The sequence below is a fragment of the Thermocrinis albus DSM 14484 genome, assembly GCF_000025605.1.
Lineage (GTDB): Bacteria > Aquificota > Aquificia > Aquificales > Aquificaceae > Thermocrinis > Thermocrinis albus.
Map to the genome: position 1 here is coordinate 1,281,516 of NC_013894.1, position 25,757 is coordinate 1,307,272.

General features: G+C 45.4%; 24 protein-coding genes and 2 tRNA genes. 18 read left to right on the top strand and 8 right to left on the bottom strand.

Annotated elements, in window-relative coordinates:
- Positions 1–54 precede the first annotated feature (54 nt).
- Positions 55–345 (top strand): ubiquitin-like small modifier protein 1, encoded by a 291-nt coding sequence (locus THAL_RS07005; protein ID WP_012992416.1) that lies wholly within the window; start codon positions 55–57, stop codon positions 343–345.
- Here the strand turns inward: THAL_RS07005 and THAL_RS07010 are convergent.
- Complete coding sequence (locus THAL_RS07010) at positions 314–907, bottom strand: class I SAM-dependent methyltransferase (protein ID WP_012992417.1); 594 nt, start codon at positions 905–907, stop codon at positions 314–316. The two genes, THAL_RS07005 and THAL_RS07010, sit on opposite strands and share 32 nt — an antisense overlap.
- Before the next feature lie 54 nt (positions 908–961).
- Positions 962–2,953, bottom strand: coding sequence for an excinuclease ABC subunit UvrB (gene uvrB, locus THAL_RS07015; RefSeq protein WP_012992418.1), 1,992 nt, complete (start codon positions 2,951–2,953; stop codon positions 962–964).
- 335 nt (positions 2,954–3,288) lie between these two features.
- On the opposite strand from uvrB, the gene tkt reads away from it, so the two are divergent.
- The 3 genes from tkt to THAL_RS07030 all read left to right on the top strand — a co-directional run bounded on the left by tkt (position 3,289) and on the right by THAL_RS07030 (position 6,769).
- Entirely contained in the window at positions 3,289–5,274 is a 1,986-nt protein-coding gene (gene tkt, locus THAL_RS07020) for a transketolase (RefSeq protein WP_012992419.1), read from the top strand.
- A gap of 2 nt (positions 5,275–5,276) precedes the next feature.
- The gene (glmU, locus tag THAL_RS07025; protein WP_012992420.1) at positions 5,277–6,680 is read left to right on the top strand and encodes a bifunctional UDP-N-acetylglucosamine diphosphorylase/glucosamine-1-phosphate N-acetyltransferase GlmU; all 1,404 of its coding nucleotides are present in this window, start codon (positions 5,277–5,279) and stop codon (positions 6,678–6,680) included.
- 15 nt (positions 6,681–6,695) lie between these two features.
- Positions 6,696–6,769, top strand: a tRNA-Lys gene (locus tag THAL_RS07030).
- Here THAL_RS07030 and THAL_RS07035 read toward each other — a convergent pair.
- Genes THAL_RS07035 through THAL_RS07045 form a run of 3 tightly spaced genes read right to left on the bottom strand, consistent with a single transcriptional unit; the run spans position 6,767 to position 10,083 of the window.
- A complete protein-coding gene (locus tag THAL_RS07035; protein ID WP_012992421.1) occupies positions 6,767–7,486 on the bottom strand; it encodes a Crp/Fnr family transcriptional regulator in 720 nt (239 codons plus the stop codon). The two genes, THAL_RS07030 and THAL_RS07035, sit on opposite strands and share 3 nt — an antisense overlap.
- The gene (locus THAL_RS07040; protein ID WP_012992422.1) at positions 7,444–8,520 is read right to left on the bottom strand and encodes an aminopeptidase; all 1,077 of its coding nucleotides are present in this window, start codon (positions 8,518–8,520) and stop codon (positions 7,444–7,446) included. The genes THAL_RS07035 and THAL_RS07040 overlap by 43 nt, the downstream gene beginning before the upstream one ends.
- Before the next feature lie 15 nt (positions 8,521–8,535).
- On the bottom strand, positions 8,536–10,083 hold the full coding sequence (locus THAL_RS07045; RefSeq protein ID WP_012992423.1) for an MlaD family protein: 1,548 nt from the start codon (positions 10,081–10,083) through the stop codon (positions 8,536–8,538).
- 54 nt (positions 10,084–10,137) lie between these two features.
- Here THAL_RS07045 and ilvD point away from each other — a divergent pair, with 54 nt between their 5' ends.
- Together ilvD and THAL_RS07055 are read left to right on the top strand one after the other, a co-directional pair.
- Positions 10,138–11,802, top strand: a complete 1,665-nt coding sequence (gene ilvD, locus THAL_RS07050; RefSeq protein WP_012992424.1) for a dihydroxy-acid dehydratase — start codon at positions 10,138–10,140, stop codon at positions 11,800–11,802.
- Between the two features lie 2 nt (positions 11,803–11,804).
- Positions 11,805–12,584 (top strand): Gfo/Idh/MocA family protein, encoded by a 780-nt coding sequence (locus THAL_RS07055; protein ID WP_012992425.1) that lies wholly within the window; start codon positions 11,805–11,807, stop codon positions 12,582–12,584.
- On the opposite strand, the gene THAL_RS07060 is transcribed toward THAL_RS07055, so the two are convergent.
- Positions 12,563–13,468: a glycoside hydrolase family 130 protein gene (locus THAL_RS07060; RefSeq protein WP_012992426.1), complete on the bottom strand. Its 906-nt coding sequence runs from the start codon at positions 13,466–13,468 to the stop codon at positions 12,563–12,565. The genes THAL_RS07055 and THAL_RS07060 overlap by 22 nt on opposite strands.
- 20 nt (positions 13,469–13,488) lie before the next feature.
- Between THAL_RS07060 and THAL_RS07065 the strand changes: the two genes are divergently transcribed.
- The 12 genes from THAL_RS07065 (at position 13,489) to rsmI (ending at position 23,063) form a co-directional block, all read left to right on the top strand.
- Positions 13,489–14,595 (top strand): hypothetical protein, encoded by a 1,107-nt coding sequence (locus tag THAL_RS07065; protein ID WP_012992427.1) that lies wholly within the window; start codon positions 13,489–13,491, stop codon positions 14,593–14,595.
- A 17-nt stretch (positions 14,596–14,612) separates the two neighbouring features.
- The gene (locus tag THAL_RS08545) at positions 14,613–14,795 is read left to right on the top strand and encodes a M23 family metallopeptidase (protein ID WP_345775604.1); all 183 of its coding nucleotides are present in this window, start codon (positions 14,613–14,615) and stop codon (positions 14,793–14,795) included.
- Positions 14,792–15,079, top strand: coding sequence for a LysM peptidoglycan-binding domain-containing protein (locus THAL_RS07075; protein WP_012992428.1), 288 nt, complete (start codon positions 14,792–14,794; stop codon positions 15,077–15,079). The genes THAL_RS08545 and THAL_RS07075 overlap by 4 nt, the downstream gene beginning before the upstream one ends.
- Before the next feature lie 24 nt (positions 15,080–15,103).
- Positions 15,104–15,667 (top strand): hypothetical protein, encoded by a 564-nt coding sequence (locus tag THAL_RS07080; protein WP_012992429.1) that lies wholly within the window; start codon positions 15,104–15,106, stop codon positions 15,665–15,667.
- Positions 15,668–15,670: 3 nt separating this feature from the next.
- Positions 15,671–15,883 (top strand): lysozyme inhibitor LprI family protein, encoded by a 213-nt coding sequence (locus tag THAL_RS07085; RefSeq protein WP_041434125.1) that lies wholly within the window; start codon positions 15,671–15,673, stop codon positions 15,881–15,883.
- A complete protein-coding gene (locus THAL_RS07090; RefSeq protein WP_012992430.1) occupies positions 15,825–17,174 on the top strand; it encodes an EF-hand domain-containing protein in 1,350 nt (449 codons plus the stop codon). Before THAL_RS07085 ends, THAL_RS07090 begins: the two co-directional genes overlap by 59 nt.
- A gap of 16 nt (positions 17,175–17,190) precedes the next feature.
- Positions 17,191–18,057: a hypothetical protein gene (locus THAL_RS07095; RefSeq protein WP_012992431.1), complete on the top strand. Its 867-nt coding sequence runs from the start codon at positions 17,191–17,193 to the stop codon at positions 18,055–18,057.
- On the top strand, positions 18,054–18,974 hold the full coding sequence (locus THAL_RS07100) for a hypothetical protein (RefSeq protein WP_012992432.1): 921 nt from the start codon (positions 18,054–18,056) through the stop codon (positions 18,972–18,974). Before THAL_RS07095 ends, THAL_RS07100 begins: the two co-directional genes overlap by 4 nt.
- A 154-nt stretch (positions 18,975–19,128) precedes the next feature.
- A tRNA-Glu gene (locus tag THAL_RS07105) sits at positions 19,129–19,204 on the top strand.
- A 14-nt stretch (positions 19,205–19,218) separates the two neighbouring features.
- A complete protein-coding gene (gene gyrB / locus THAL_RS07110) occupies positions 19,219–21,594 on the top strand; it encodes a DNA topoisomerase (ATP-hydrolyzing) subunit B (protein WP_012992433.1) in 2,376 nt (791 codons plus the stop codon).
- Positions 21,584–22,381, top strand: coding sequence for a universal stress protein (locus tag THAL_RS07115; RefSeq protein ID WP_012992434.1), 798 nt, complete (start codon positions 21,584–21,586; stop codon positions 22,379–22,381). Before gyrB ends, THAL_RS07115 begins: the two co-directional genes overlap by 11 nt.
- Before the next feature lies 1 nt (position 22,382).
- Positions 22,383–23,063 carry a 16S rRNA (cytidine(1402)-2'-O)-methyltransferase gene (gene rsmI / locus THAL_RS07120; RefSeq protein ID WP_012992435.1) on the top strand — a complete coding sequence of 227 codons (681 nt, stop codon included), beginning with the start codon at positions 22,383–22,385 and terminating at the stop codon, positions 23,061–23,063.
- Here rsmI and THAL_RS07125 read toward each other — a convergent pair.
- Together THAL_RS07125 and THAL_RS07130 are read right to left on the bottom strand one after the other, a co-directional pair.
- On the bottom strand, positions 23,032–25,053 hold the full coding sequence (locus THAL_RS07125) for a DUF3536 domain-containing protein (protein ID WP_012992436.1): 2,022 nt from the start codon (positions 25,051–25,053) through the stop codon (positions 23,032–23,034). The genes rsmI and THAL_RS07125 overlap by 32 nt on opposite strands.
- Positions 25,053–25,757, bottom strand: a complete 705-nt coding sequence (locus tag THAL_RS07130) for a succinate dehydrogenase/fumarate reductase iron-sulfur subunit (RefSeq protein ID WP_012992437.1) — start codon at positions 25,755–25,757, stop codon at positions 25,053–25,055. The genes THAL_RS07125 and THAL_RS07130 overlap by 1 nt, the downstream gene beginning before the upstream one ends.

The following is a 25,757-nucleotide window of genomic DNA, read 5'->3' on the forward strand; positions in this document are numbered from 1 at the left end:
CTTTTCATAGGTAGGGTGTTATAATATAGCCATAACCTTTGTTGGAGGAAGAGAATGGCGGTGACGGTGAGGATACCCACACCTCTTCGCAGGATAACCAACGGACAAGGAGAGGTACAGGTCTCTGCCAACAGTATAAAGGAGGCTATAGAGAAACTGGAGGAGCTGTATCCGGGTATCAAGGAGAGACTTTTGGACGAAAAGGGGGAGTTGCGTAGATTCGTGAACCTTTATCTTAACGATGAGGATATACGCTTCCTGAAGGGATTGGACACGGAGCTAAAGGACGGTGATGTCCTGTCTATAGTGCCAGCTATCGCAGGTGGCAGTCTTCGGGAAACATAGCGTAAAAACCGAAAGCGTAAGGTGAGACTTCTATAACCCTACCTACCCTCAATCCTGCCTCTTCCAAAAGCAAGCCAACCTCCCACTCTGAATAAACCTCCTCTGGGGGAGGACCTTTGTCTCTCTCCTCTTTCTTCCAGTCTATGAGGGCAAGGTAGGCGTTGGGCTTGGCTACGCGGCAGAGTTCTTTAAGAAACCTCACCGGATCATCCAGTTCGTGGAACACAAAGGCCATAAACACAAAGTCTACCGAGTTGTCAGGTAGAGGGACACTGTTCTCCTCTGACTTTAAAACTTCCACGTTCTTTAGTCCCAGATCTCTAACCTTGTCTGCAGCGTATCTGACAGCCTCCTCGGCTATGTCTATAGCATAGACTTTGCCTTTTTCTCCTACCGCCTCAGAGAGGTAAGGGATGTAAAAGCCTGCTCCTGTCCCTACATCCAGTACCACCATACCGGCTCGCAGACCAAACTCTTTCAGCTTTGTGGATGCGTCAAAAACCTTTAACCTTTCTGGATCATCCAGCTTCTTGAGTTTGTTCATATCAAACTTGTGTCCCATGTTGATTTCATTATACCAGATTTCATATCAAACTTGTGTCCCATGTTGATTTCATTATACCAGATTTAATAGATCCCTCAGTTTCTTTATCTCGTCCCTAAGCTGGGCAGCTTTCTCAAACTCCCACCTTTTTGCACATTCCCACATCTCTTTTTCCAGCTTCGCTATCTTCTCCAGAATATCCTCCTCTGTCTTAATACCCTTAGGTAGATGGGTAGGAAGTTTTACGTAGTCCAACTCCTCTATGGCAAGGAGTTCTTTCACAGGTTTGGTAATGCTTTTAGGTGTTATGCCGTGCTCTTGGTTATACTGCTGTTGTATGCGTCTACGTCTGTTGGTCTCCTCTATAGCTCTCTGCATGGATGGTGTTATTCTGTCAGCATAGAGGATGGCCTTACCGTTTATGTTTCTCGCAGCCCGCCCTATAGTCTGTATGAGGGACGTGTAACTTCTCAGAAAGCCCTCCTTATCGGCTTCCAGTATGGCCACTAAGGAAACCTCCGGAAGGTCTAAACCTTCTCTCAAGAGGTTTACACCCACTATAGCGTCTATGCTACCTTCCCTCAGCTCCTTTATTATCTTGGCTCTCTCTATGGCATCCTGATCAGAATGCATGTACTTGGCCTTTATCTTTCTATCGTTGAGGTACTCAGCCACTTCTTCTGCCAGTCTTTTGGTGGTAGTCAGAACAAGAGCTCTCTCTCCCCTCTTCTTCCGTATCTGGATCTCCTTCACCAGATCCTCCAGTTGACCCTGAGTGCTTCTTACTTCTACTTCAGGATCCAACAGACCCGTTGGCCTCACTATCTGTTCCACCACAGCGCCCTTACTTCTTTCCAACTCCCACTCACCTGGTGTTGCGGAAACGTATATCACCTGGTTTATCCTCTCCAAAAACTCCTGAAAGGTGAGAGGTCTGTTGTCAAGAGCGGAGGGAAGTCTCCATCCGTACTCCACCAGTTTTTCCTTTCTGGACCTGTCTCCGTTGTACATAGCCCTTATTTGGGGTAAGGTAACATGAGACTCGTCTATAATGAGGAGAAAGTCCTTGGGGAAGTAGTCCAGTAAGGTGAAGGGAGGTTCACCAGGTTTTCTTCCGTCAAAGTAACGGGAGTAGTTCTCTATGCCTTTGCAATGTCCGAGTTCTCTTATCATCTCTATGTCATGCATGGTTCTCTGGTAGAGGCGTTGAGCCTCTACATGCCTGCCTCTCTTCCTGAACCACTCTACCCTCTCGTGTAGGTCCTTTTCTATCTCCTTCAAGGCTTCCTCTATTCTGTCCCGTGGAGCTACGTAGTGGGATGCAGGGAACAGTACCACTCTGTTGACACTATCAATAACGTGTCTGTTGATGGCGTCCAGGATCTTGATACTTTCCACTTCGTCGTCCCAGAACTCTATGCGTACAAGCCTGTCTTCCGCGTCAGAGGGTATGATCTCAAGAGCGTTGCCTTTTACAGAGAACACAGCTCTCTTTATGGAGTAATCGTTGCGCTGGTAACCTATCTCCACCAATTTTCTGGTGAGCTTAGTGATACTTATTCTGTCCCCCACCTCTATGGGTATGCGCATAGAGTAGTAAGAGTCAGGTGATCCCAAACCGTATATGCAAGAAACGGAAGCCACCACTATCACGTCCCTTCTTTCCAGAACTGACACGGTGGCGGAGTGCCGGTATCTTTCCAAAATCTCGTTGATGGAGGCATCTTTCTCTATGTAAAGATCTTTTTCAGGTATGTAGGCCTCAGGTTGGTAGTAGTCGTAGTAAGATATAAAGTACTCGACGGCGTTATCAGGAAAGAGCTCCTTTAACTCCCTGTAGAGCTGTGCTGCAAGGATCTTGTTGTGGACTACTATAAGGGTAGGTTTGTTATACTGAGCTATCACGTTGGCTATAGTGAAGGTTTTACCGGTTCCGGTAGCTCCCAGAAGTACTTGTTCCTTTACACCCTTCTCCAAGTTTTCCAGAAGCTGTTTTATGGCCTTAGGTTGATCACCAGCCGGTTTGAGATCTGTTTTCAGGAGGAACCCTTCCTTTACCTTCATCCTAGTGAACTACCCCGCATCAAAGAAGCGGAGCTTCGCGGTGGGTCTGGACACTTAACGTGTCCCTTACCACCACGGGCGGGTTCACACCGCCCCTACTCCTGCCTATACCGCTATATAGCGGTTTAGCGGAGCTACTTTTAGCTCTTCTACTTCACCTATACCCCACCTTAAAGCCTTTGGTCTCCCTCTCAGAGCGGCGGGGTATTTAGCTGTTTACTAATTTACTCGGCAAACGCTTCTTTGTCAACCCTTTCGGGGCGGGCTGTATCCCCGCATCACATATACGAGGTTTTAGCCCGCAAGTTTTTCTATAAAACTTATAATAGTTCCGTATGAGTAGGGATGAGATTATCATAAACACCATACGATTTCTTAGTGTAGATCAGGTGGAGAAGGCAAAGTCAGGACATCCGGGAATGCCTTTGGGTGCAAGTCACATACTCTTTCTTATATACGATAGGTTCATGAAGTTTAACCCTAAGAATCCTCAATGGATCAACAGGGATAGGTTCGTTCTCTCTGCAGGGCACGGTAGTGCCATGCTTTACTCTCTCCTTTTTGTGATGGGATACGATCTTACACTGGAAGACTTAAAAAGCTTCAGGCAGCTTAACAGTAAGACTCCCGGTCACCCGGAGAGTTTTCTGACACCCGGCGTGGAGGCTACCACGGGACCTCTGGGACAGGGTATAGGTAATGCGGTGGGTATGGCTCTGGCGGAACGTTATCTTGCCTCCCTCTTCAACAGAGAAGGTTTCCCCATAATAGACCACTACACCTTTGCGGTGGTGAGTGACGGAGATTTGATGGAGGGTGTTTCTTGCGAAGTAGGGCAGTTGGCGGGTCATCTTGGACTGCACAAACTGGTGGTTATATGGGACAACAACGGAGTGTCCATAGATGGTCCCACATCTCTTGCTTGGTCCGAAAATGTTCTGAAGAGGTTCGAAGCTTTTGGTTGGTATGTGGATCATGTGGAAGAGGGTTACGATCTGGAAAAACTGGAACAGGCTATAAGGAGAGCTCTATCCCAGAAAGACAAACCTTCCTTCATATCTGTAAGGACCCACTTAGCTTATGGAAGCCCCAAACAGGACGATGCTTCCGCTCACGGAGCTCCCCTCGGAAGGGAGGCTGTGCTGGAAACCAAGAGGAGGTTCAACTGGCCACAGGAGGAGTTTTACGTACCGGAGGAGGTCTGGCACTACAGGGAGGAACGAATCCGACTGGGAGAAAAGCAAGAGGAGGAGTGGAGAAAACTCTGGAACCAGTATAGGGAGAATTATCCTCAGTTAGCACAACAGCTAGAGAGAGCCTTCAGGAAGGACTGGGATACCTCTTATCTGGAAAAGCTCCCTGTCTTTACGGAAAGCATGGCCACAAGACAGGCCAGCGGTAAAACTCTGCAGGTGCTGGCCGAGTATATACCCACCATGCTGGGCGGCTCTGCAGACCTCTCTGAGTCCAACAACACTTATCTCTACGGTAAGGGTGATATGGCACGGGACAATCCTACGGGAAGGAACATACACTACGGAGTCAGAGAACACGCTATGGGCACCGTAATGAACGGTATGGCTTACCACGGTGGTATACTGCCTTACGGTGGGACGTTTCTCGTGTTCTCCGACTACATGAGACCTTCCATAAGGATGGCTGCCCTGTCTAAGCTTCAGGTGATATATGTCTTTACTCACGACTCTATAGGTTTAGGTGAAGATGGTCCCACACATCAACCTGTGGAACACCTCTCCTCTTTAAGGCTCATACCAAACCTTTGGGTTATAAGGCCTGCCGATGCCAACGAAGTTCCCGTAGCGTGGGACATGGCCATTAACAGGAAGGATGGTCCTACAGCCATAATTCTCAGCCGGCAGAAACTACCTATAATAGACAGAACCAAGTATGCATCTGTGGAAGGCGTGAGAAGGGGCGCCTACGTCCTTGCCGATACGGAAGGTGAGCCGGACATACTGCTGATGGCATCCGGTTCCGAAGTTCACCCATGCCTGGAAGCCAAGGAGCTGTTGGAAAAGGAAGGTATAAAGGTTAGGGTGATCAACATGGTCAGCTTTGAAGTTTTTGAGGAACAGCCTATCTCATACAAGGAGGAGGTTCTTCCTCCTTCGGTGAAGAAGAGGGTGGCGGTGGAAGCCGGAAGCCCTCACCTGTGGTACAGGTATGTGGGTGAGGAAGGTCTGGTGATAGGTATGGTCAGTTTTGGTAAATCCGCTCCCGGAGATGTCCTGATGAGAGAGTTCGGTTTTACTGGAGAGGCCATAGCCAACAGGGTGAAGAAATTTCTGGTAGGGGTGTGAGTATGAGGGGTTTAGTGCTGGCTGCAGGTCTCGGCACGAGGTTTAAAAGTGAAAAACCTAAGGTTCTTTATCCCATCTTGGGAAAACCTATGGTGTGGTATGCGGTAAGCGCCTTGGAAGATGCAGGTATAAAGGAGATAGCTCTCGTGGTAAGCGATGTATCCCGTGAGGTGATGAACCTCTTAGGAAATAATTACCGTTACTTTATGCAGAGCAATCCTAAAGGTGGTACCGCCGATGCGGTTATCTCCGCCCTAGATTTCTGGAGAGACTACGACGGTTATCTTCTGGTTATAAACGGAGACACACCCGCCGTTAAGGCCAGCACTCTGAAAAGCATGGTGCGTTACCTCAATTTGGTGAAAGAGTACGAAGGTGTTAGGTTGAGCGCTCTCCTTCTTTCCTCCTTTCTACCGGATCCTACGGGTTATGGAAGAGTGATAAAGGACGAAAAGGGTAACGTTATAAAGGTAGTGGAGGAGAAAGATGCTTCCGCAGAGGAGAAGTTAGTGAACGAGATAAACGGAGGTGTTTACCTCTTTTACTGTCCGCACCTTTTGGAGGTTATCTTTCACATAAAACCCAGCCGGATGACGGGAGAGCTTTACCTTACTGAGGTCTTTCACCTCATGTATCAGAAGGGATATGTGGTGAGGAGTTTTATGGCAGAGGACCCATCGGAGATAATGGGAGTAAACGACAGGTGGGACCTGGCGGTGGTGGAAAACGTCCTAAGACTTAGGATCCTCCAAAAGTGGGCTAAGGAAGGAAACACCGTTCATCAACCGGAGAGCGTTTATATAGAGCCTGATGTGAAGTTAGAGGGGGATGTGGAGATAGAGGCTCTTGTGTCCCTCAAGGGTAACACTGTTTTAAAGAGGGGATGCAAGGTGGGAAAGGGCTCCGTCATAGAAAACTCCATTTTGGAAGAGAACGTGGTTGTGGAACCCTACTCCGTCATTAAAAACTCCCATATCAAGAAAGGTGCCATCGTGGGACCCTTTGCTCACGTGAGGGATAACAGTGTGATAGGTGAAGCCTCCCACATAGGTAACTTTGTGGAGGTGAAAAAGTCCAGTATAGGGAAGGAGGTAAAAGCTAAACATCTTGCCTACATAGGAGATGCCTTCGTGGGAGACCTCACCAACATAGGGGCAGGTGTGGTGTTTGCCAACTATGACGGAAAGAGGAAGTATGAGACCTATGTAGGAAAAGGTGCTTTTATCGGCAGCAACTCTCTTCTCATAGCACCCATCAAATTGGGTGACTATAGCTACGTGGCGGGTGGATCTGTTATAAACAAGAATGTGGAGGAAGGAGATCTCGCCATAGGAAGAGCGCGTATGAGGGTGATAAAGGGTAAGGGAAAGGAGAAACTTCTTGACGATCAGCTAAAGGAAAGGTAAAATATTTAAGCTATAGAGCCGGTAGCTCAGTCTGGTAGAGCAACGGACTTTTAATCCGTGGGTCGCGGGTTCAAATCCCGCCCGGCTCATACCGCTAACTTTTCCAACTCCCTCCTTTTGAGGATCTCTATGTATCCCCTGTCGGTGTTTATTATGCCCATCCTCTTCCACTTACTCATCACCCTTATTGTTGTCTCTACAGTGGTGCCGGTCATCTCCGCTATGTCGTTTCTGGTAAGGGGTGCTTCTATCACTATCACGTCATCCAGCTTTTTACCTATCCTGTCTGCTATCTCCAGAAGTACCTTGGCTATCCTCTCCTCCACCTTACCTCCCGCGATACTCTTTAGGGTTTCGTAAGTTTGAAGGAGGTTGGCGGTAGCCTCACAGGTCATTTTGACAGCTATGGCGGGATGTTTTATGGCGAGGTTTATAAAATCCCTGTTGGATATGTAAAGAGTCGTGGACTCTACCATAGCCTTGGCGGTATAAGTGTTTTTTGGTGCCCTCTTTCCCCACTCTATCCATCCAAAGACATCACCGGGATAAACCAGTCTCACTATAACTATGCGAGCGTCGTGGGTTTCCTTGAGGAGTTTTATGAGCCCCTCCAGGAGAATGTATATGCCTGGCTCTCCCTCCTCTTCGAAGAAAAGGTATTCGTTCCTGCGGAAGGTACGTACCTGCATGTAGCGTAAAGTGTCCTTCAGTTCTTCTTCTGACAGGTCCTCAAAGAGATGAAGTTTTTTTAACTGATCCAGCTTTATGTCCTTAACCTGCCCTTCTCTAAAAGCCTCTTTTGCCATCCCTTACCTCCTACCGTTACTTCCGGTTTAAATACTACGTAATCGGTGTGAAAGGGCACCCTGTTGACACCACCGAAGGTGTGGTTGTCTCCTATAGCTATGTGTATAGTACCCAATATCTTCTCGGCCTCCAGTACGTTGTCGGGACGCTTGGCACCCGGGTTGGTGCCCACACCGAACTCCGCTATGAAACGAGCCTTATCATGCTCCCGAAAAACCCTCTCCAGATAGTACCTGTAATCTTCAAAGCCTTCTATCTCCTCAACGGCACCATCTTTAAACACTAAGGTGAGAGGCCTCTGAAGAGGTCTGTCGGGTCCATAAGTGATGGTGAGTCGGCCAAAGGCAGAGTCTTCCACTGGAGCTATAAAGGCTTCGCCTGCCGGTAGGTTTCCGTAATCACCTGGATTGTGAAAGATGCCTGTATCCCTGAGAGCCTTCCTTCCCTGAAGGGAAAACTCTATATCGGTACCCTCCGCCCTCACATGAACCCACTCAGCCTCGTCCAGTATATCGGCCACATCCTCCGTAAGTTTTCTAACCTCCTCCCAGTTTACCTGCATAGGACCCAGAAACATGTCCGGTTCGAAAAGGGGCATGGAAGCGTACCTAACACCCAGGTACTTGGTTAGAATCTTCCTGTAAAAGGTGTGAGTGGTGGAGTAGTAGGGAAAGGCCACCACCACCTGAGGTACATCCTTTGCCACAGAGAGAAGGATCGTTGCCACATCATCTTCCGAGTACTCTTCCTTGTTGAGGATCTTTTCCATGAGACCGGCCTTCTTTAAAGCTTCTACCGCTTCGTCACCAAAGGTGGTTCTCCACACCTCTTCCGGAGGCTCTTTACCGTGTCTTCCTGTGGAAGGATAAACAATATGCTTAACACCCGAGCACAGTTCACTTCCTACTTTAACGAACTCTTCCATGAGTTCGGGAAGGTAATCTTTAGTGTCATCTGTCAGGAGAAGGAGGCTTTCTTCCTCTCTGAGTCCCATATTCACTTCAAGAAGACTACGTATATGCTTTTCAAACATGATTATAAATTTAATTTAGGGAAGAGGTAGTCGTAAAGCACCTAAGAGGTACTTAAGGTCGTTGTCGGTAAAGAGGAGACCAGCTCCTACAAAGGCACCCCTCAGTCTTGAGTTAAGAAGATCATCACCACCTACACGCACGTAAAGAGGACCTGAAATTCTGTACTCGGCACCCACCTGCAAGGAGGGTTTCAGGTTCTTGTCCATGGGTCTGTCCTTTCTACCGGCATTCCAAAGATCTGAGAAGAACATAAGGCGTGAGTTCCAAATCACATCCACACCTACACCACCCGTGGATTCCTTGAGACCTCCCCTCAACACCAACTTCTTGTCACCTATGGGGAATATCCTGGCGTACTGTATTGTGAACTGGGGTTTAAACTCCTTCTTTACCACCACCCTGTCGGGAAGTATCTCTTCGTAGTAAACTCTTCCTCTTGAGTTCCCCACTATCTCCAAAAGATAATATTTTTCTTCATCCGGTTGAAGCTTCACCGTAGCTATTCCCTTTGTATCTCCACCTCGGTAAAGCTCTCCTCTGAAACCCACCTGCAGGTTGCTCCTCTCCGCTATCTCCCCAGCTTTTGCAAAGGTCTTGGTGGCAGAAGCTATATTTCTGTAGAGTTCTTCGTCCTTTATCAGCTTACCGAGAGTCCCCTCACCTCTTTCCAACGTGGTGAGTATAAGATTCAACTTCTTGGAGGACTCCGCCAGGTTCTCCGAGATAGTTCTAAGGTCCTGTCTGTTTTCTGTAACAACAGTGTTAAGGTTGGCAGATAACTGATTGAGCTGAGCCACCAAGGTGGGAAGGCTGCTACGTAGATCTTCCGAGAGCTCCCTCAAGTTGCGTACCGCCACCTTTATATCTTCTCTGTTTTCTGAAGCCATAGCTTCCAACGTGTCTGCCAATCTCTGCACCGAAGCCAAGGTTTGAGGTAGAGTTCTGTTGAGGTGTTCTACCAGCAGTCTGATACCAGTAAGAGAAGCACGCACGTTTTCCCTGTTTTCCACCACCATCTGATCTAAATGGCGTGTCAACATCTCCATATTCTGCACAAGAGCCCTTATATCCTCTCTGTTTTCGGCTAAGATTGTCTGGAAGTTCTGCGCCATAAGTTTCATGGCTTCTGCTGCTGCTGTCATCTCTCTTATTAGTCTGTCGGTATCCGCGTAGCCTTGTGTGTATCTTATCACCCCACCCTCTTCCAGAACTCCTGCCTCGGGCGTTCCAGGATCCACAGAAAGGTACTTATCTCCCATAAGTCCAAGAGTACCTATGTAAGCGGTGGCGTTCCTGTAAAGGGTAACATCTCTGTATACTTCCAACACCACCTCCACTTTTCCATCTTTAAGTCTCACACTTTTTACCGTACCACTCTTTATACCGGCCACCCTAACTTCGCTACCTTTAGATAGTCCTGCCACATCATCAAAGTACACCCTGTAAGTTTTTGTGGCAGGTTTAAAGAAAGGTATCTCTCCAAAGATTAGAATCACGAAAGCGAGGGACATAGCCACTATAACTACCAACAAGCCTACCTTTGCTTCGTTAGAAAGCTTCATGTTTATAATTTTAAACCCTTGACACATCCGTTACACAAGCTAAATTTGGAAAACATGAGAAGCGATAAAGTTAAAAAAGGCGTTGAACGTGCACCTCACAGAGCGCTGCTGAGAGCTTGCGGCCTTACCGACGAGGATATGGACAAGCCTCTCATAGGTATAGCCAACTCTTACATAGACATAATACCCGGCCATGTACATCTGAGAGAGTTCGTGGAACCGATAAAGGAAGAAGTAAGGAAGGCTGGTGGTGTTCCCATAGAGTTCAATGTGATAGGCGTGGACGACGGTATAGCTATGGGACATTACGGCATGCACTACTCTCTACCTTCCAGAGAACTCATAGCGGACAGTATAGAAACAGTGGTGGAGGCACACCAGCTGGATGCCCTCATATGTATACCTAACTGTGACAAGATAGTTCCCGGCATGTTGATGGCTGCTGTGAGGCTCAACATACCTACCATCTTCATAAGTGGCGGTCCCATGCTGGCGGGAGAGTTGGAAGGACAAAAGGTGGATCTCATCACTGTGTTTGAAGGAATAGGCCAGTTGAAGGCTGGCAAGATAGACGAAGCTAAACTGAAGCTTTTGGAACAAACAGCGTGTCCTACCTGTGGTAGCTGTTCAGGTATGTTTACCGCCAACTCTATGAACTGTCTGACAGAGGTCTTAGGTCTTGGGCTTCCTGGCAACGGTACCATTCCGGCCGTTGACCCTCGTAGAGAGATGTTGGCACGCCAGGCGGCGCGTCAGATAATGGAGCTTCTCAAAAGAGATATAAGACCGAGGGACATAGTTACCGTGGAGGCCTTGGATAACGCCTTTGCGGTAGACATAGCAATGGGAGGATCTACCAACACTGTTCTACACCTTCTTGCTATAGCTCAGGAGGCAGGCATAGACTATCCTCTAGAGAGGATAGATCGTATATCGAAGGCCACTCCTACCCTTTGTAAGATATCACCCGCCTCCCACTACCATATACAAGATCTGGACATGGTGGGTGGTATTCCTGCCCTTCTGAAAGAGCTTATCAGGGGTAACTATCTTCCCCACCCTGACAGACCTACCGTAAGTCTCAAAACACTGAGGGAAATAGCTATGTCTGCACCCGATGCGGATGGTGAAGTCATAAGGAGAATAGAAGAACCCTACTCCAGAGACGGCGGCCTTGCCATACTTTTTGGTAACCTTGCACCGGAAGGTGCGGTGGTGAAAACAGCAGGTGTGTCCGAAAACATGCTAGTCTTTAGAGGTAAAGCTATATGCTTTGACTCAGAAGAAGAGGCTGTGGAGGCCATACTGGGTGGAAGGGTGAAGCCTGGACACGTGGTGGTCATAAGGTACGAAGGACCTAAAGGTGGACCCGGTATGAGGGAGATGCTCTCTCCCACATCTGCCATAATGGGTATGGGGTTAGGTGATAAAGTGGCCCTCATAACAGACGGACGCTTTTCCGGAGGCACGAGGGGGGCGTGTGTGGGACACATATCTCCAGAAGCGGCGGCAGGTGGTCCGATAGGTGTGGTGAAGGACGGTGATGAGATCCTCATAGACATCCCCGGTAGAAGAATAGAGCTCTTGATTCCGGAAGAAGAACTTCAGAGAAGACTGAAAGAGTTTGTACCTAAACAGAAGGAGATAAAGAGCAGGTGGCTTAGGAGATACGTCCGTTTTGTCACATCTGCTTCAAAGGGTGCGGTTCTTGAAGCTTAACCATGCGCGTTCTTCTTGTCGGGCTCGGAAATATGGGAAGGAAGTATCTCCAGAAACTTACGGAGATAGGTGTCAGTGTTGTTACGTGCGATATAGACCCCACCAAGAGGGTGGACGGCATACCCTTCTATACAGATCCCGAGAAGGTAGATGTTCCGGTAGATAGAGCTATAGTGGCCACCGATCCTCTATACCATCCTTACATAGCCGAGTACCTCCTTAGGAGAAACATACCCGTTCTCTTAGAGAAACCACCAGCCCTCTCCATTGGAGACTGGGAAAGAATAGAGGGATACCGCAACCTCTTTGTATCGGAAATAGAATCTTTCTCTGTGTGTGCCGAGTATTTTCCGGAAGATGCAGAGAGTATTCTTATAGAGCGTTTCGGAAGATCAGCAGGCTATGTTTCTCCCCTTTGGGATCTGGCATGGCATGACCTTTACCTTTTACAGAAACTACCTGGAGATATCCAGCTAAAGGGATTAAGGAGGGGGGAGATTTGGGAACTGGAGGGAACAGTGGGAGGTGTATCCTTCCTGCTTAGGGTTTCATGGAACAGTCAGACACCTCGGAGAAGATGGTTCATAAAAGGTAAATACCACAACACTTTGCTGGATTTCGGAGAAGAGAAGGTTTATGTAGATGGCCGTTTGATGGCCCATGAGAGGAGAGACAAGCTTCTCCTTATGACCAAACTCTTCTTGGAGGAGAAACTGGGGGACTTTACAAAAAAAAGAGCTCGCAGAAACATAGAACTTCTTCAGGAGCTGGAGCTTAAGTAATCTAGAAGATCTCTGATATTGGCATAAGCAAGAGCCACGTACGTGTCAGCAGCACCGTAGTAGAGAAACAGATCCTCTCCCACAGTCACAGCACCACACGGAAAGACCACGTTGGGCACATCACCCACCCTTTCGTAAGTTGCTCGTGGTGAAAGTACCCACTCGTCTCCCCTTCGTATAACCCGTGTAGGGTCTTCTAGGTCCAGTAGGGCCAGCCCCACCCTGTATATCTCTCCCGCCACCGTTTTTTTCACACCATGATAAATTACAAGCCAACCCTCGGGAGTTTCAATGGGTGGCGGACCCAGACCTATCCTGTAAGAGTCCCACCAGCCTCCGGGCCTAGGTTCCATTATAGGTGTGTGGTTTTCCCAGTTTTTCAGATCCTGCGAGTAGGAAATGCATACCTGATTTCCTATACGGTTGATCATAAGCCACCTACCTTTAAAGCGCTTTGGAAAAAGACTGGCGTTTTTATTACCGGGAGGTAGTACTGGGCCAAGCCTCCTAAAGTTTACAAAATCCTCGGTGAGAGCCAAACATACAGTAGGTCCGTGCCATGAGTAAGCCACGTATGTAATGGCGAAAACACCATCCTCCAGAAGGACTATGCGAGGATCTTCTATACCCCACATCTCTTCGGGATACTTATCAGGTTCCGGTTTCAGGGTAGGTCTCTCCTCTATATCCCATCCAGTTTTACCGTCCGGACTCGTTGCTACTGTGAGATGGGAAAATCCCCTAAAGTCCTCCACCCTTACCAAAAGTAGTATCCGGTCGCCAAAGCGGACAGCCCCCGGGTTAAAAACAGCGTTGGCAGGATATGGCCAGTTTTCTGGAGTGAGGATAGGGTTAAGAGGCCAACGTTTGAAAAGCTCAGGCATATTATTATGGTATTAAAGATATGAAGGGGAATGGTTTTGGAAGGGTGGGGGTTTTAGTGCTGGTTCTTGTACTGCTGTTTTGGAATGGTAGAGGGTATGGGGAGGAGAGAAAGGAAAATACATCCGAATACTTTCGGATAGTATATGAAAGGAGTATCGGTAAGTGGGAGATATACAGTATTTACCCTGTTGGCAAATCTGTAAATCTTGATACTCCCGAGGTTATTGTAGATTTCTGTGGTGGTAAGGGTGTAGTTATAGGAAAATATAACAGCAAATATTTCTACTTGATCACTCTTTATCCGGGGTCTCCCAAAACACGAAAAGTCGAGATACCAATAAGATATTCAGAGTTACTTTGTTCTGAGGATGGAAAATACGTTTTCGCTATAAATGAAATATTTAATGATATTAAAGGATATGATACTATTTATGCGTTTCTTGTTGACTCTTCAAGTGTGGTAAAAATTTTTGATAATTTTAAAGTTAGTAAAAAAATACTACCTTACTATCCACCGAATTTTCTTGTATGTCCTCTATCCTTAAAAACTGGAGAAGTGTTTACATTACATGGTACAAACTTCATTTGTATAAACCCTCAAGATATTCCTCAAGGATTTATAAAATTCTTTCTTGTAGACTTATACAAACGAAACTCAAACATTTTAGGCGTTTTTTATGATTTCAAGAGTTATTATTTTTATAACATTAGCAAAAAGAAGCTTGAGAGATCATTTAGACTTCCGGAAGAAGCTACACTGGTACAGTTTGACAGACATACCAATAGTATCTATTATTACAAATCTACAAAAGAAATAGAAGGATATTCAGTACAAGGGATTATAAATCGCTTGTATATTACAAATAATAGAAAAGAAAAACTGATAGATGTAAAAGGTCTTTTGGAATATACCATAACACATGATGCTATATACTACAACAGCTTCAACAGGGTGTTTGTGTTTGACTTATCCGATAAAAAACAAAAACTTTTATACTATTTCCCAAAGCATAGTTTTCGTAGCGTTGATCCCGAGGAAGACTGCATATTATGTCTTAAGGCCAGAGCTACCGCCGTTTTATTTCTTTTGAAAGATAAGGTGGTAGTAATAGTTAAAAAATATTAAGTGGAGGGTGAAACATGATGTATAATCCTGGAGCACAATTCAGAGTGACATCTCGGTATGGGGAAAGAATCCATCCCATCACAGGGGAACGGAAGTTTCACCGTGGGATAGATTATGCAGCACCAGCTGGAACTCCTGTTCCGGTGGCTGCAGATGGAGTAGTTTACCGAACGGGTTCAGAGACCGGGTGGGGGAAATGAGGTATAAAGTCAGTGTTGATGATCTACTCAGAGAGAATCCGTGGATAAAGGACCCTGACTACATCCTTCCCGGATGGAAGCTAAAGATACCCAGACCTGGCTACGAGAACAAAACCCGCTCCAACATTAGGGAAGGACTTCGCAGGGTTGACCCTCTTGTCATAGACCTTGATGGAGATGGGATAAAGCTTGTAAATATTAACAAATCCAATGCCATGTTTGACCTCACTGGTTCGGGGTTTGCTAATAAGATGGGGTTGAAAAATGTTAGGGTTTGGGTATAATTTCTCCTAAAAGGGAGGGAAGATATGAGTTGTAACAACACAAACGAAACTCCAATTATGGTTTTAAAGTACAGACCTTTCGGAAGATTCAGCTTTTTCTTGTGGTTTTTGTTTATGTGTGGGCTTTTCTATTATGGTATTATACTTACACCTGAAGATGCAGCTAAAGTTAAGGCAAATTACTATTTTTTAAAATACGGTTCAATAATATTTGGTGGAATTGGAATGATTTACTTTTTGAATATTATAAACATAAAACAGATAGAAGTTTATACTAGTAAAATAATAAAACGCCCCATAATCCCATTACCAATAATCGGACAACAAGTTTGTATTGAATTGAGAGAAGCTTATTATGTAAAAGTCTATTTTGGCATATTTCTAACTCCTACCCCCTCATATCTAAAAACCTTATTCTACCCTCTTATCTTTATTCCTTATACTCGCCTTACTAATAAAAATGAATTTATTGAATTTTTAAGCAAAGTTTCTGGAAAATCTCCTGATGAATTTAGATATCTTCCCACTTATGGCAATGGTGTTCGTAAAAAATTAATAAAAGAAAAAACTTACACAAAGGAGGGTTAAGCCATGGAGGACAAGAGACAAAACAATGTAGAGCCAGAGCCTATGGATATACTTTCTTCTTTGAAAACGGCTATGAAGGACTATGAGATGTGGGATGAGGAGTTAAATAAAGTTTATAAAACTCTTATGGAGAAACTAAATCCGGGGGAAAAAGACCATGGCAAGGGTATTCATATACTTAGTGTTGTTTATTTTACTAATAGTGGTCGCTATTAAACTGACTTCTGAAAATCTGTCAAAAACTTTCATATCCAGAGAATCAAATAACTGCCCAGTCAAAAACTACGGTGCTCTTGTTGTGGATCTTAACGGAGATGGGATAATGCTTTTACCTTTAGAGTCTTCTAATGCCATGTTTGATCTTACTGGTTCGGGGTTTGCTAATAAAGTTGGTTGGATAAGCAAAGGAGAGGCTTTCTTGGTGTGGGATAAAAACGAAGATGGCAATATAAACGATATATCAGAATTATTCGGTGGGTTAAATCAGTCAGGATTTGCACTTCTTGCCACTTATGACTTTAATAAGGATGGCAAAATAGATTCTCATGATGAGATATTTTTTAAGCTTAAGCTCTGGCGGGATTCAAACGGTGATGGACGTACTGACAAAGGAGAGCTTTTTTCTCTCAGCGATGCTGGAATAAAATCAATAAATCTTAATCCAAAACAGGTGGATATAAATCGGAATGGCAACAAGATAACTGAAATATCTAAAGTTGAGCTTGAGAATGGCAAGCAGTTGAGTATAGCTCATGTAAACTTTCAGGTTGACAGGCTTTACAGTTATTACAACCGTGATGTAAAACTGGTGGAGGAGGTTATTGGCTTGCCTTGGATAAAAGGTTACGGCTTTCTACCAGATCTACCTATTGCTATGAGTCTGGATAGCACTCTTCTTAAAATGGTCAAAGATGCAACAGAAGAACAGGATCTTATTGTCCTGCTGAATAAATTTGAAAGAATCATTTATAGATGGGCGAAAGTTGATGCAGCTACTCCTGAAGAACTAGGATTGCACCTGTATATCCTACAGATAGATAGAACAAACAGAATGGTTAAGTTTCTTGATGGTGAGCAGATGAAAATAGAACAACTGGGGGCAATAAGCAGATTTAGTGGAGAGAATTTTTTTGAACTCAGATGTAAAGGAAATACTCTTGACTCAAGAAAAATGACAGCAGCTTGGAATACCATGTTTGCAGGCTTACTGGCAAGGTTTGCAGTAGAAACAGAAAAAGTAGCTGATGTTATCCTTGCATACTATGACTTTTATGTAGATAGAATAGTTCTGGAAGACGATTTCAATATAGAAGAATTTGAGAAAAGAGTAAAAGAACTTCTCTACTCAGGGGACCAGCAAAAAATAGCAAAAGGGTTTCTTGCTCTCATTATAATGAATGAGCATGATTCTAAAAGAGCCCTGAAACTTATTAAAAAGCTGAAAAATCAATTACCTCAGGAAGTACTGTCAAATCCTTATGCTACATATGCGCTAAATTTAGACTAAAAAAAGGAGGGTATTTATGAGAAAAGTTAAGTTAGCAGTTATACAGAGAGCAAAGATGCAGAAAAGAGCTTTTCTTTTTCTGTTTTTAACTATTTGTTTAAGCCTCTTTGCATGCAAAAATGACCAAAAAGCATCTTCCCAGCCAGAGCTTTCAAACAAGCCGAGTTTTGCAGATAAAGATACGGAGCTGTTTCGTCAACTGGGGATTTGCAAAGAAATCAGAAAAGACGAATACTCTCACAAAACCGTGTGTGTTCTAAATAATAATTGTGAAATTACAATAGATTATTCAGTCAAAGGGAACTTTTCTGCTCCCGCTACTAATGAATTACTTCTTTCAGTAAAAGACAGTTGTGCACCTCATGTTAACAACTTTGGTTATGCTTTGCTGGTAAAAGATGGTAAAATTGAGAAAAAACTGGATAATTTAAGATGCACTACAGACAAGTTCAAAAATTGTTTTCTGCTTTTAAGAAAGCATGATGGAAGAGACGTGGTTATGGTTTTTTCTACTTATACGGGTCAGGGAATTAGTATAGATTTAGTTCAGCTTTGTGACTCTAAAAATTGGAAATGTATTGACCTTATGGATTTAAGCTATTTTGATGGTTATTGTGGGGACACCAGAAAAGAAGAAACGCAACTAAGATTTGACTGGAATTTTGTAAATAAAGAGTTAGAGAAAAAGCAAAGGCTTAACCCTGGTGAGGCTGTAGAGTTTAAGCTCATAAAGGAAAAATTAGTTATTGATGAAAACTGTGAATATAAAACATCACAAATTAAAACCTGTAGTATAAAATATGTCTGGGATGGAGAAAATCTAAACAGAGTTTTTGACGATACAGCAGAGTGTGAGAAGTCTACAAAAGGAGGAGGAAAGTGAAGAAAAGGGGCGGAGTTATTATTGCAGTTACTTTTATGATCCTTGTCTACTCAGTATTTTTCATGCTTTTTGTTAAGGATTTTGGAGAATCAGAAAAAATTTTATTTACAGTTATATATTGGCTCTTAATGGCTTGGGTTTTTTGGCTTTCATTAGGTAAACATAATGAAGATGGCTTAGAACAATTGAGGAAAGTACATGACTTTATTAATACCGATAAAACTGATGCTAATAAGCCCATATTTGTTATGAGGATTGAGTTAAGAGGAGCCAGCTTACTCTTATTTACTTTTATCCTTATGAGTTTATTTGCTATAGGTGGTACTCTGGTTTTAATTAGAGAAGTGGTATCAGGTAATGTACAATCGGATATGGAGCTTTATATCATTATTGTAATTATTATATTTCTTCTTCTTGGATATATTAAGATTCTATCCGACATAAACACCAGAAAAGTAGAGGTTTATAAAAACAAAATAGTATCGTATCCTTTTTTCCCGCCATTCAAAAAAGTTGAGATTGATTTAACTAAGGAGTTCAAATACAAATATATCAGGACAGGAGCAGGATATAAACGACTTTTTCCAGATGAATACTTCGTAATCCAACAAAATGGCAAACGGATAAAGTTAAATAATCTCCTTACATGCTGGAGCGAATTTCTTGATTTTCTGGACAAGATGTATGGAAATCCTTATTTGGGACCAGATAGACTGGTTCCTTCCTATCCACCAGGGTTTAAAGATTCAGGAGTTATAAAACCTGGAGAAGTAAAATCAGACGCTCAACTTCGCGCAGAAGCAGAGGAATATGAAAAAATTAAACTTAATAGAATTGTTGCACTTTCAACTTCTACTCTAATTTTCCTTAAGTTACTCCTTCTAATTCTTGTGCTTTTAGTATGGTTTAGAAGATGATTGCTTAGGTAGGGTAATTGAGTTAGTCCTGTCGCCCTTCCTTAAGCATATTGACGAAGGGTTAAAGGTAAGGTAGCTTTTGCGGACATTGGTATGGGGGACCTCTTGACTTACGGGTGAAGGTTGTGTATAATAATAGTGTATTTGGTAGCGAGCCCCCGTCGTCTAGCCAGGTCCAGGACACCGCCCTTTCAAGGCGGAGAACGCGGGTTCAAATCCCGCCGGGGGTGCTCATAACACCACCATGAAAGAGAAAAGGGTTCTTCAGGAAGAGTATCAGGCTCAGGACATAAAAGCGGTAACCGGGCTTCAGCACGTCAGATTAAGACCTTCTATGTACATAGGTGATGTAGGGGAGAGAGGGCTTCATCATCTCATATGGGAGATACTGGATAACGCCGTAGACGAGCATATGGCCGGTTATGCCAGTCATATAACGGTGACCATTCACGCCGATATGTCGGTGAGTGTGGAAGATGATGGTAGGGGTATCCCGGTAGACATACATCCCGAGACAGGTATCCCGGCGGTTCAGATGGTGTTCACTGTTCTGGGTGCGGGAGGTAAGTTTGATAAGAAGGTTTACCGTTACTCAGGTGGTTTGCACGGGGTGGGTGCGTCGGTGGTAAATGCCCTCTCAGAATGGTTGGTGGTGGAAGTATACAGGGACGGCAACATTTACAGGCAGGAGTATGTGAGAGGTGAGCCTACAACACCTGTCCAGATAGTGGGAAAAACCCGTAAGCGTGGTACAAAGGTCACTTTTAAGCCTGATCCTGAGATTTTTGAAACCACTAAGATAAAGTTTGACATAGTGGAAAAACGTATAAGGGAGCTGGCCTATCTGAATCCTAACTGTACCTTCCGATTGGTGGATGAAAGAACAGGTAAGGATCTCATCTACAGGTTTGAGAAGGGTATAGAGGAGTTGGTCCTCTACTTGGCAAGGGGGAAGGAGCCTCTGATAAAGGAGGTCATAAGGGTGGGAGGAGAGCATGAAGGTGTCATAGTAGATATAGCCTTTACTTACACTAAAGATTACAAGGAGGTGGTGGAGAGTTTTGTTAACAACATAAAGACTCTGGAGGGAGGTACTCACGTTACCGGCTTTAGGTCCGGCTTGACAAAGGCCGTTATGCGCCTTCTGCCTAACATAAAACTTCAGAAGGAACTCAAGGAGACAATAACGGGAGAAGATCTAAGAGAGGGACTTGTGGCTGTAGTCTCCTGTAAGGTGCCGGATCCTCAGTTTGAGGGGCAGACTAAGACGAAACTGGGTAATCAGAACGTAAAGAGCATAGTAGAGTCGGTAGTTTACGAACAGCTCTCCTCTTACTTTGACAAGAACAGGGACGTTCTGAGGGTTATAGTGGAGAAAGCTATAGAGGCTGCGCTGGCGCGCGAGGCTGCAAAAAAAGCCAAGGAACTGGTGAGGAGACGTTCCCCGCTGGAGGACACCACCCTACCCGGTAAGCTGGCTGACTGTTCGGAGAAAGATCCTGAGAAGTGTGAGCTCTTCATAGTGGAAGGAGAATCGGCAGGTGGTTCTGCAAAACAGGGCAGGGACAGAAGGTTTCAGGCCATACTACCTCTGAGGGGTAAGATCTTGAACGTAGAGAAGGCAAGGCTGGACAAGGTTCTCTCCAACGAGGAGATAAAGGCTATTGTGAGTTCCATAGGGTGCGGTATAGGGGAGGACATGGATCTTTCCAAACTCCGTTATCACAGGATAATTCTCATGACGGATGCGGACGTAGACGGATCCCACATAAGAACCCTTCTCCTTACCTTCTTTTACAGATACATGCCTAAGCTGGTGGAAGGTGGTTATCTTTACATAGCACAGCCACCTCTTTACCGTGCCAAAAAGGGTAAGACAGTGGTTTATCTGAAAGATGACAGAGAACTGGAACAGCTCCTTATGGAAGACATAAAGAAGGAAGGGTATGTGAGAGACAAAGAGGGTTTGGAACTAAGAGGGGAGAAGTTGATGGAGTTTCTGAAAACTATCAGGGAAGTGGAGGAAGGATACAGGGCTCTGGTAAAGAAGAAGGGCCAAGAGGTGGTGGACGCCTTGATGAAGGTAAAACCTCATGAGAAGGATCTGAGAGAAGAAGAAAAGGCACGCAGCGTGGCAGAGAAACTGGCTACCCTGTTACCCGACATGAAACTGGAACTACGTTTTGACGAAGATGAGGGTGCTTTTGAGATACTTCTCTCTGATGAGAGGATAGGTAAGAGGGTCCTCATCAACGTGGATCTTCTTTCCTCCCTCACCTACAAGAACCTGTTGGAGGGAGTAGGTCTTACACCACCTCTAACGGTGGGCGTAGGAAAGAGGGAGAAAACCTTAGAAGATCTTTTCTCCCTTTACAGGGACATACTGGACTTGGCTAAGGAGAACTGGGAGATTCAAAGATACAAGGGTCTGGGTGAGATGAATCCGGAACAACTTTGGGAAACCACTATGAACCCTGCCACCAGGAGGCTCCTGAGGGTTACCATAGAGGACGCTGCGGAGGCAGATCGTATATTTAGCATCCTGATGGGAGAGGAAGTAGAGCCTAGGAGAGAGTTCATAGAGGCTTACGCCAGAGAGGTGAGAAACCTTGACGTATAAGAGGATCCTGGTAGGTCTTGATGGCTCACCTGCAGGATGGAACGCTGCTGAATGGGCCTTCCTTTTGGCTCTCAGAATGGACGTACCTGTTGTGGGGATTCATGTGATAGACGAAGGGCTACTGGAAGAGGCTTTTTTGGAAGATCTGGCAGGTGTCCTTGGCTTTATACCACCTCAGGGTTTTACCACCAAAGTGAGGGATTTTTTGGAAGAACAGGCGGGGATCATCGTAGACGAGTTTTTAAAACTGGGCAGGGAGAGAGGCGTTAAGGTGTCTTCCTTACAAACGGTAGGCAAACCTTACAAGGTGCTCATAGAGCAAGCAGATAAAGAAGATCTTCTGATAGTGGGAAGAGAGGGGAAAAGACCTGTAAGGGGACTGTTTCTTGGTTCTACATCTGAGATGATAGTCAGGAGGGCTGCCTGTCATGTTATGGTGGTTCCGGAAGGTAAGGCGAAGTTGGAAAAGGTGTGCGTTGCCTTTGATGGAAGTTCTCAGTCGGTGAAGGCTGTGCAGGTGGCCAAAGAGATAGCTCAGAAAGGCGGTGTTGAGGTGAGAGCTCTTTATGTAGGAGATGAAGATATACGCTTAGAGGATGACTCGGTGGTTTATGTACGTCTGAGAGGACTTCCGGAAGAAAAACTGGTAGAATATTGCAAGGAGGAGGGAATGGACCTTCTGGTGGCCGGTCGTACTTCTCGGTCTGTGGTTTCGGAGCTCTTTTTGGGAAGTGTGGCCACCTTCCTTTTGCATCACAGCCCGGTAGCACTGTTGTTGGTGAGGTGAGATGGGTAAACTTTATGTGGTAGCAACACCCATAGGTAACCTTCAGGACATAACTCTCAGGGCTCTGGAGGTTCTTAGGTCCGTCAACTTCATAGCCTGTGAGGACACACGCAGAACCAGCATCTTGCTCCAACATTACGGTATAAAGGATAAAAAGCTTCTGTCTTACTACGAACCTAAGGAGAGTGTTCAGGTACCCAAAATCATCAAGCTGTTGGAAAAGGAGGACGTAGCACTGGTTACTGATGCCGGTACACCGGCCATATCGGACCCGGGCTACAAACTCATAAGGGCATGCATAGACAAAGGTATACCTGTGGAGGTGATACCTGGTCCCAGCGCTGTACTGACAGCACTGGTGGGTTCGGGTCTTCCTACCGATAGGTTCACCTTCGTAGGTTTCCTACCTAGGAAGGGTCTTCAGGGTTTCTTTGAGGATCTGAAAAAGTGTGAAGACACCACCTTCGTAGCCTTTGAATCACCCAACAGAGTTCTCAAATCTTTGGAAGTCATGAAGGAGGTTTATGGACCGGACACTACTGTATGTATCGCCAGAGAGCTTACAAAACTTCACGAGGAGTACTTGAGGGGTAGACTGGTGGAGGTTCTGGAGGAGCTTAACAAAAGGGGTGAGATAAAGGGAGAGCTGGTCATAGTGTGGCGTCTGGCACCTCAAGATTGAGAAGTTCAAACAGCTCTTTATCTTTAAACTGGTTTCTGTTTTCCCATACGTAGTTTTGAAGGGGCCAAAGATCCACCATCAGTTCCCAGCTTTTTGCGTCCCTGTTGTAGTCTTTTATAAGGCGTACCACCTCCTTCAGAAGGTGAGGAGTTTCCTGAGCCTTTTTGAGAGCGTACTGGAGGAATAGTTCCCTTAACCACACGGCATGTATGTTCAGACGTAAGTCCTGAGCCTCTTTGAGAATCTCCTCCACGGTTTTAGGATCAGCATTCTGCGTCAAGGACCTCCACAGGTGAAGTTGTAAGAAGAGGGTCAGCTGTTTTACGAGAAGTTCCCAAGAAGAGTGTTTCACTATCCTCTCCAACAAACTCCCATAATCTTCAGTGGCTTCTATGAAACTGTGTAAGTAGCTGTTGATCCAAAGTTCCACTACACCGTTGAGAAAAACGTCCGGGACCCTTTCTAAACTGAGATCTTCAAAACTGAGATGGAAGACATACTCCTCCTCTGTTTCCGAAGATGAAAGATACAAGGTGATGGGTTCATAACCCTCTACTTTGTAACGCCAAGAGCCTATTTGACCTTCTGCCTTTTCCACATCAGCAAGGTACATGAGGGCCACAGTAACGGCCATGTCTTTGGGAGTGTACACCTGCGGAAGGACCAGCCTTTGGTACACCATAAGACCGTTAGGGTATCTTTCGGTGTTCCCCGGTGCTTCCGCCAGATATTGGGTTAAAATCCTCTCTGCCTCTGGATCTTCTACGAGATCTATGGCTTTTTTGGCATACAGGAGGTTTTTTACGGTCTCTATTCCTGATATGTCCGCAAAGAACCACCCATCGGAAGAAAAAGCAAGATGGCAGTACAGGAGAGCGTAGAGCTGACGGAAGACTAGTCTTGACTCTTCCCGTGATAAGGATCTTTTGGAGTGGCATGCCAGAAAGTCTTCCTTAGAACCTCCCAACAGAACCTCAACGAAGTCCAGGGTAGCTCTGAAGCTGTCTTTCAAGTACCTATCCAGTGTGTTGAAAACTCTATCCCTTATCCTCCTTCTCACCTCTTCCAATCCTTCCCTGAGGGGTTTCCTCCAGCGTTGGTGCCAGCCCGGTAAGCCTCCTGTGGAACAACCACAGTGATCCCTCCATCTTTCCACACCGTGAGGACAGCTCCAGGAGGTGAAATCCACCACCTGGGTGGTATCGGTGGGTACGTGCCGCGAGTGGTAATCCTCTGCCGTGGTGAATAAATCTCCGTAGCGAGAAAAGAGGTAAGCTAAAGCCATCTCACCAAACTTCTTGTGATGACCAAAAGTCTCACCGTCCACCGCCACGAGGAGTGGCTGCTGTTTTAAGGAGAGAAGCTTCTTTAAAAGGGTGGTTGCGTCTTGAAGAAGATCACCGAAGGCTATACCATGAGATACCTCATGGTGGTAAATGAAAACATCCAGATGTCCTTCCTGGAAGAACACCCGTGCGTAGGGACTTTTAGTTTTTACTTGATGTGGTGCCAGTATTATGTACTCTATGCCATGCTTGATGAGCAACCTAAGGGTCTGAGAATCTACAGCCAGTTCGGGCAGCCAGAAACCTTTTGGATTTCTACCGAAAAACTTCTGAAAGGCTCTTATACCCCACGCTATCTGTATCTCTCTGTCTTCGGGTGGATCCAGGGGGAGTATGGTATGGTTGAAAGTGGAGGCCATAGCTCCCCTTCCTTCCCTTATCTTCTCCAAAAGTTCCGGATGTTTTTTCTCTATCCACCGGAGCAATGTACACCCAAAGTCAAAACTCATGTACCTGTAGTTGTTGACTATGTCCGTTACACGATGATCTTCCACCCTATGGGCGTAGGCGTTGGGTAGATAACACTCCCTGTATACTCTCTCGTTCCAGTTTTCAAAAGGTTCTGCTGAGGGCTCAATATGTATCTCACCTGTGTAAGGATTCTCTCGTGCGGGTTGGTAAAAGTGACCGTGAAATATTATCATCAGAGAAAACCGAAATCTTCCTGCCTGTTCTTCTCAAGGAGCCCTAGCGATACCAGATAGTTTTCCTCAAGGCTTATCAGAGCTTCTGGCATAACACTCTTAGGACAAGCCAGAGAGCAGTTCTTACAGTGGGTGCAGGCGTTTATTAGGTTCTCCTTGAGAGCCAAGGCCTGCCATCTGGGGTCCTTATTCCTGGGATCTAAAAGGATGGGATAAGCCTTCGCAAAGGCCATTGGACCACCGAAGGAGTTGTTTTGTATGAGTACGGGACATACGCTGTCACATAATCCACACATAATACACTCGTATCCTCTTTCTAACCTTCTGAAGAGGGAAGGGGGAAGAGGCTTGTTTTCGGAGGTTGGCACCATCCATACCCTGTTTCTGCGAAGGCGTTCCACCAAAGCTTCGTGATCCACCACCAGATCCCTTATCACCCTCAGCCCATCCAGTGGTTCCACCCTTACCCTACCACCAAAGGATGATATGTCCACACTGCAAGCCAGTACAGGCTTACCGTTAGCCTTGACACCACACGTACCACACACCCCAGCCCTGCACATACTTCTAAAAGAAATGGTCGGATCTGCGTTCTCCTTTATGTACCACAAGGCGTCCAGAAGTGTCATATGGCTACTGGAAGGCACAGAAAACACCTTTATTATCTCTCTGTCTCCCCTTTTCAGGACCAGCTCTAGTTCCAT

What these genes read in the sequence shown, in the direction of transcription:
- THAL_RS07005 (WP_012992416.1), top strand. Translation starts at nt 55, where the DNA reads ATGGCGGTGACGGTGAGGATACCCACACCTCTTCGCAGGATAACCAAC.
- THAL_RS07010 (WP_012992417.1), bottom strand. Translation starts at nt 907, where the DNA reads ATGGGACACAAGTTTGATATGAACAAACTCAAGAAGCTGGATGATCCA.
- uvrB (WP_012992418.1), bottom strand. Translation starts at nt 2,953, where the DNA reads ATGAAGGTAAAGGAAGGGTTCCTCCTGAAAACAGATCTCAAACCGGCT.
- tkt (WP_012992419.1), top strand. Translation starts at nt 3,289, where the DNA reads ATGAGTAGGGATGAGATTATCATAAACACCATACGATTTCTTAGTGTA.
- glmU (WP_012992420.1), top strand. Translation starts at nt 5,277, where the DNA reads ATGAGGGGTTTAGTGCTGGCTGCAGGTCTCGGCACGAGGTTTAAAAGT.
- THAL_RS07035 (WP_012992421.1), bottom strand. Translation starts at nt 7,486, where the DNA reads ATGGCAAAAGAGGCTTTTAGAGAAGGGCAGGTTAAGGACATAAAGCTG.
- THAL_RS07040 (WP_012992422.1), bottom strand. Translation starts at nt 8,520, where the DNA reads ATGTTTGAAAAGCATATACGTAGTCTTCTTGAAGTGAATATGGGACTC.
- THAL_RS07045 (WP_012992423.1), bottom strand. Translation starts at nt 10,083, where the DNA reads ATGAAGCTTTCTAACGAAGCAAAGGTAGGCTTGTTGGTAGTTATAGTG.
- ilvD (WP_012992424.1), top strand. Translation starts at nt 10,138, where the DNA reads ATGAGAAGCGATAAAGTTAAAAAAGGCGTTGAACGTGCACCTCACAGA.
- THAL_RS07055 (WP_012992425.1), top strand. Translation starts at nt 11,805, where the DNA reads ATGCGCGTTCTTCTTGTCGGGCTCGGAAATATGGGAAGGAAGTATCTC.
- THAL_RS07060 (WP_012992426.1), bottom strand. Translation starts at nt 13,468, where the DNA reads ATGCCTGAGCTTTTCAAACGTTGGCCTCTTAACCCTATCCTCACTCCA.
- THAL_RS07065 (WP_012992427.1), top strand. Translation starts at nt 13,489, where the DNA reads ATGAAGGGGAATGGTTTTGGAAGGGTGGGGGTTTTAGTGCTGGTTCTT.
- THAL_RS08545 (WP_345775604.1), top strand. Translation starts at nt 14,613, where the DNA reads ATGTATAATCCTGGAGCACAATTCAGAGTGACATCTCGGTATGGGGAA.
- THAL_RS07075 (WP_012992428.1), top strand. Translation starts at nt 14,792, where the DNA reads ATGAGGTATAAAGTCAGTGTTGATGATCTACTCAGAGAGAATCCGTGG.
- THAL_RS07080 (WP_012992429.1), top strand. Translation starts at nt 15,104, where the DNA reads ATGAGTTGTAACAACACAAACGAAACTCCAATTATGGTTTTAAAGTAC.
- THAL_RS07085 (WP_041434125.1), top strand. Translation starts at nt 15,671, where the DNA reads ATGGAGGACAAGAGACAAAACAATGTAGAGCCAGAGCCTATGGATATA.
- THAL_RS07090 (WP_012992430.1), top strand. Translation starts at nt 15,825, where the DNA reads ATGGCAAGGGTATTCATATACTTAGTGTTGTTTATTTTACTAATAGTG.
- THAL_RS07095 (WP_012992431.1), top strand. Translation starts at nt 17,191, where the DNA reads ATGAGAAAAGTTAAGTTAGCAGTTATACAGAGAGCAAAGATGCAGAAA.
- gyrB (WP_012992433.1), top strand. Translation starts at nt 19,219, where the DNA reads ATGAAAGAGAAAAGGGTTCTTCAGGAAGAGTATCAGGCTCAGGACATA.
- rsmI (WP_012992435.1), top strand. Translation starts at nt 22,383, where the DNA reads ATGGGTAAACTTTATGTGGTAGCAACACCCATAGGTAACCTTCAGGAC.
- THAL_RS07125 (WP_012992436.1), bottom strand. Translation starts at nt 25,053, where the DNA reads ATGATAATATTTCACGGTCACTTTTACCAACCCGCACGAGAGAATCCT.
- THAL_RS07130 (WP_012992437.1), bottom strand. Translation starts at nt 25,757, where the DNA reads ATGGAACTAGAGCTGGTCCTGAAAAGGGGAGACAGAGAGATAATAAAG.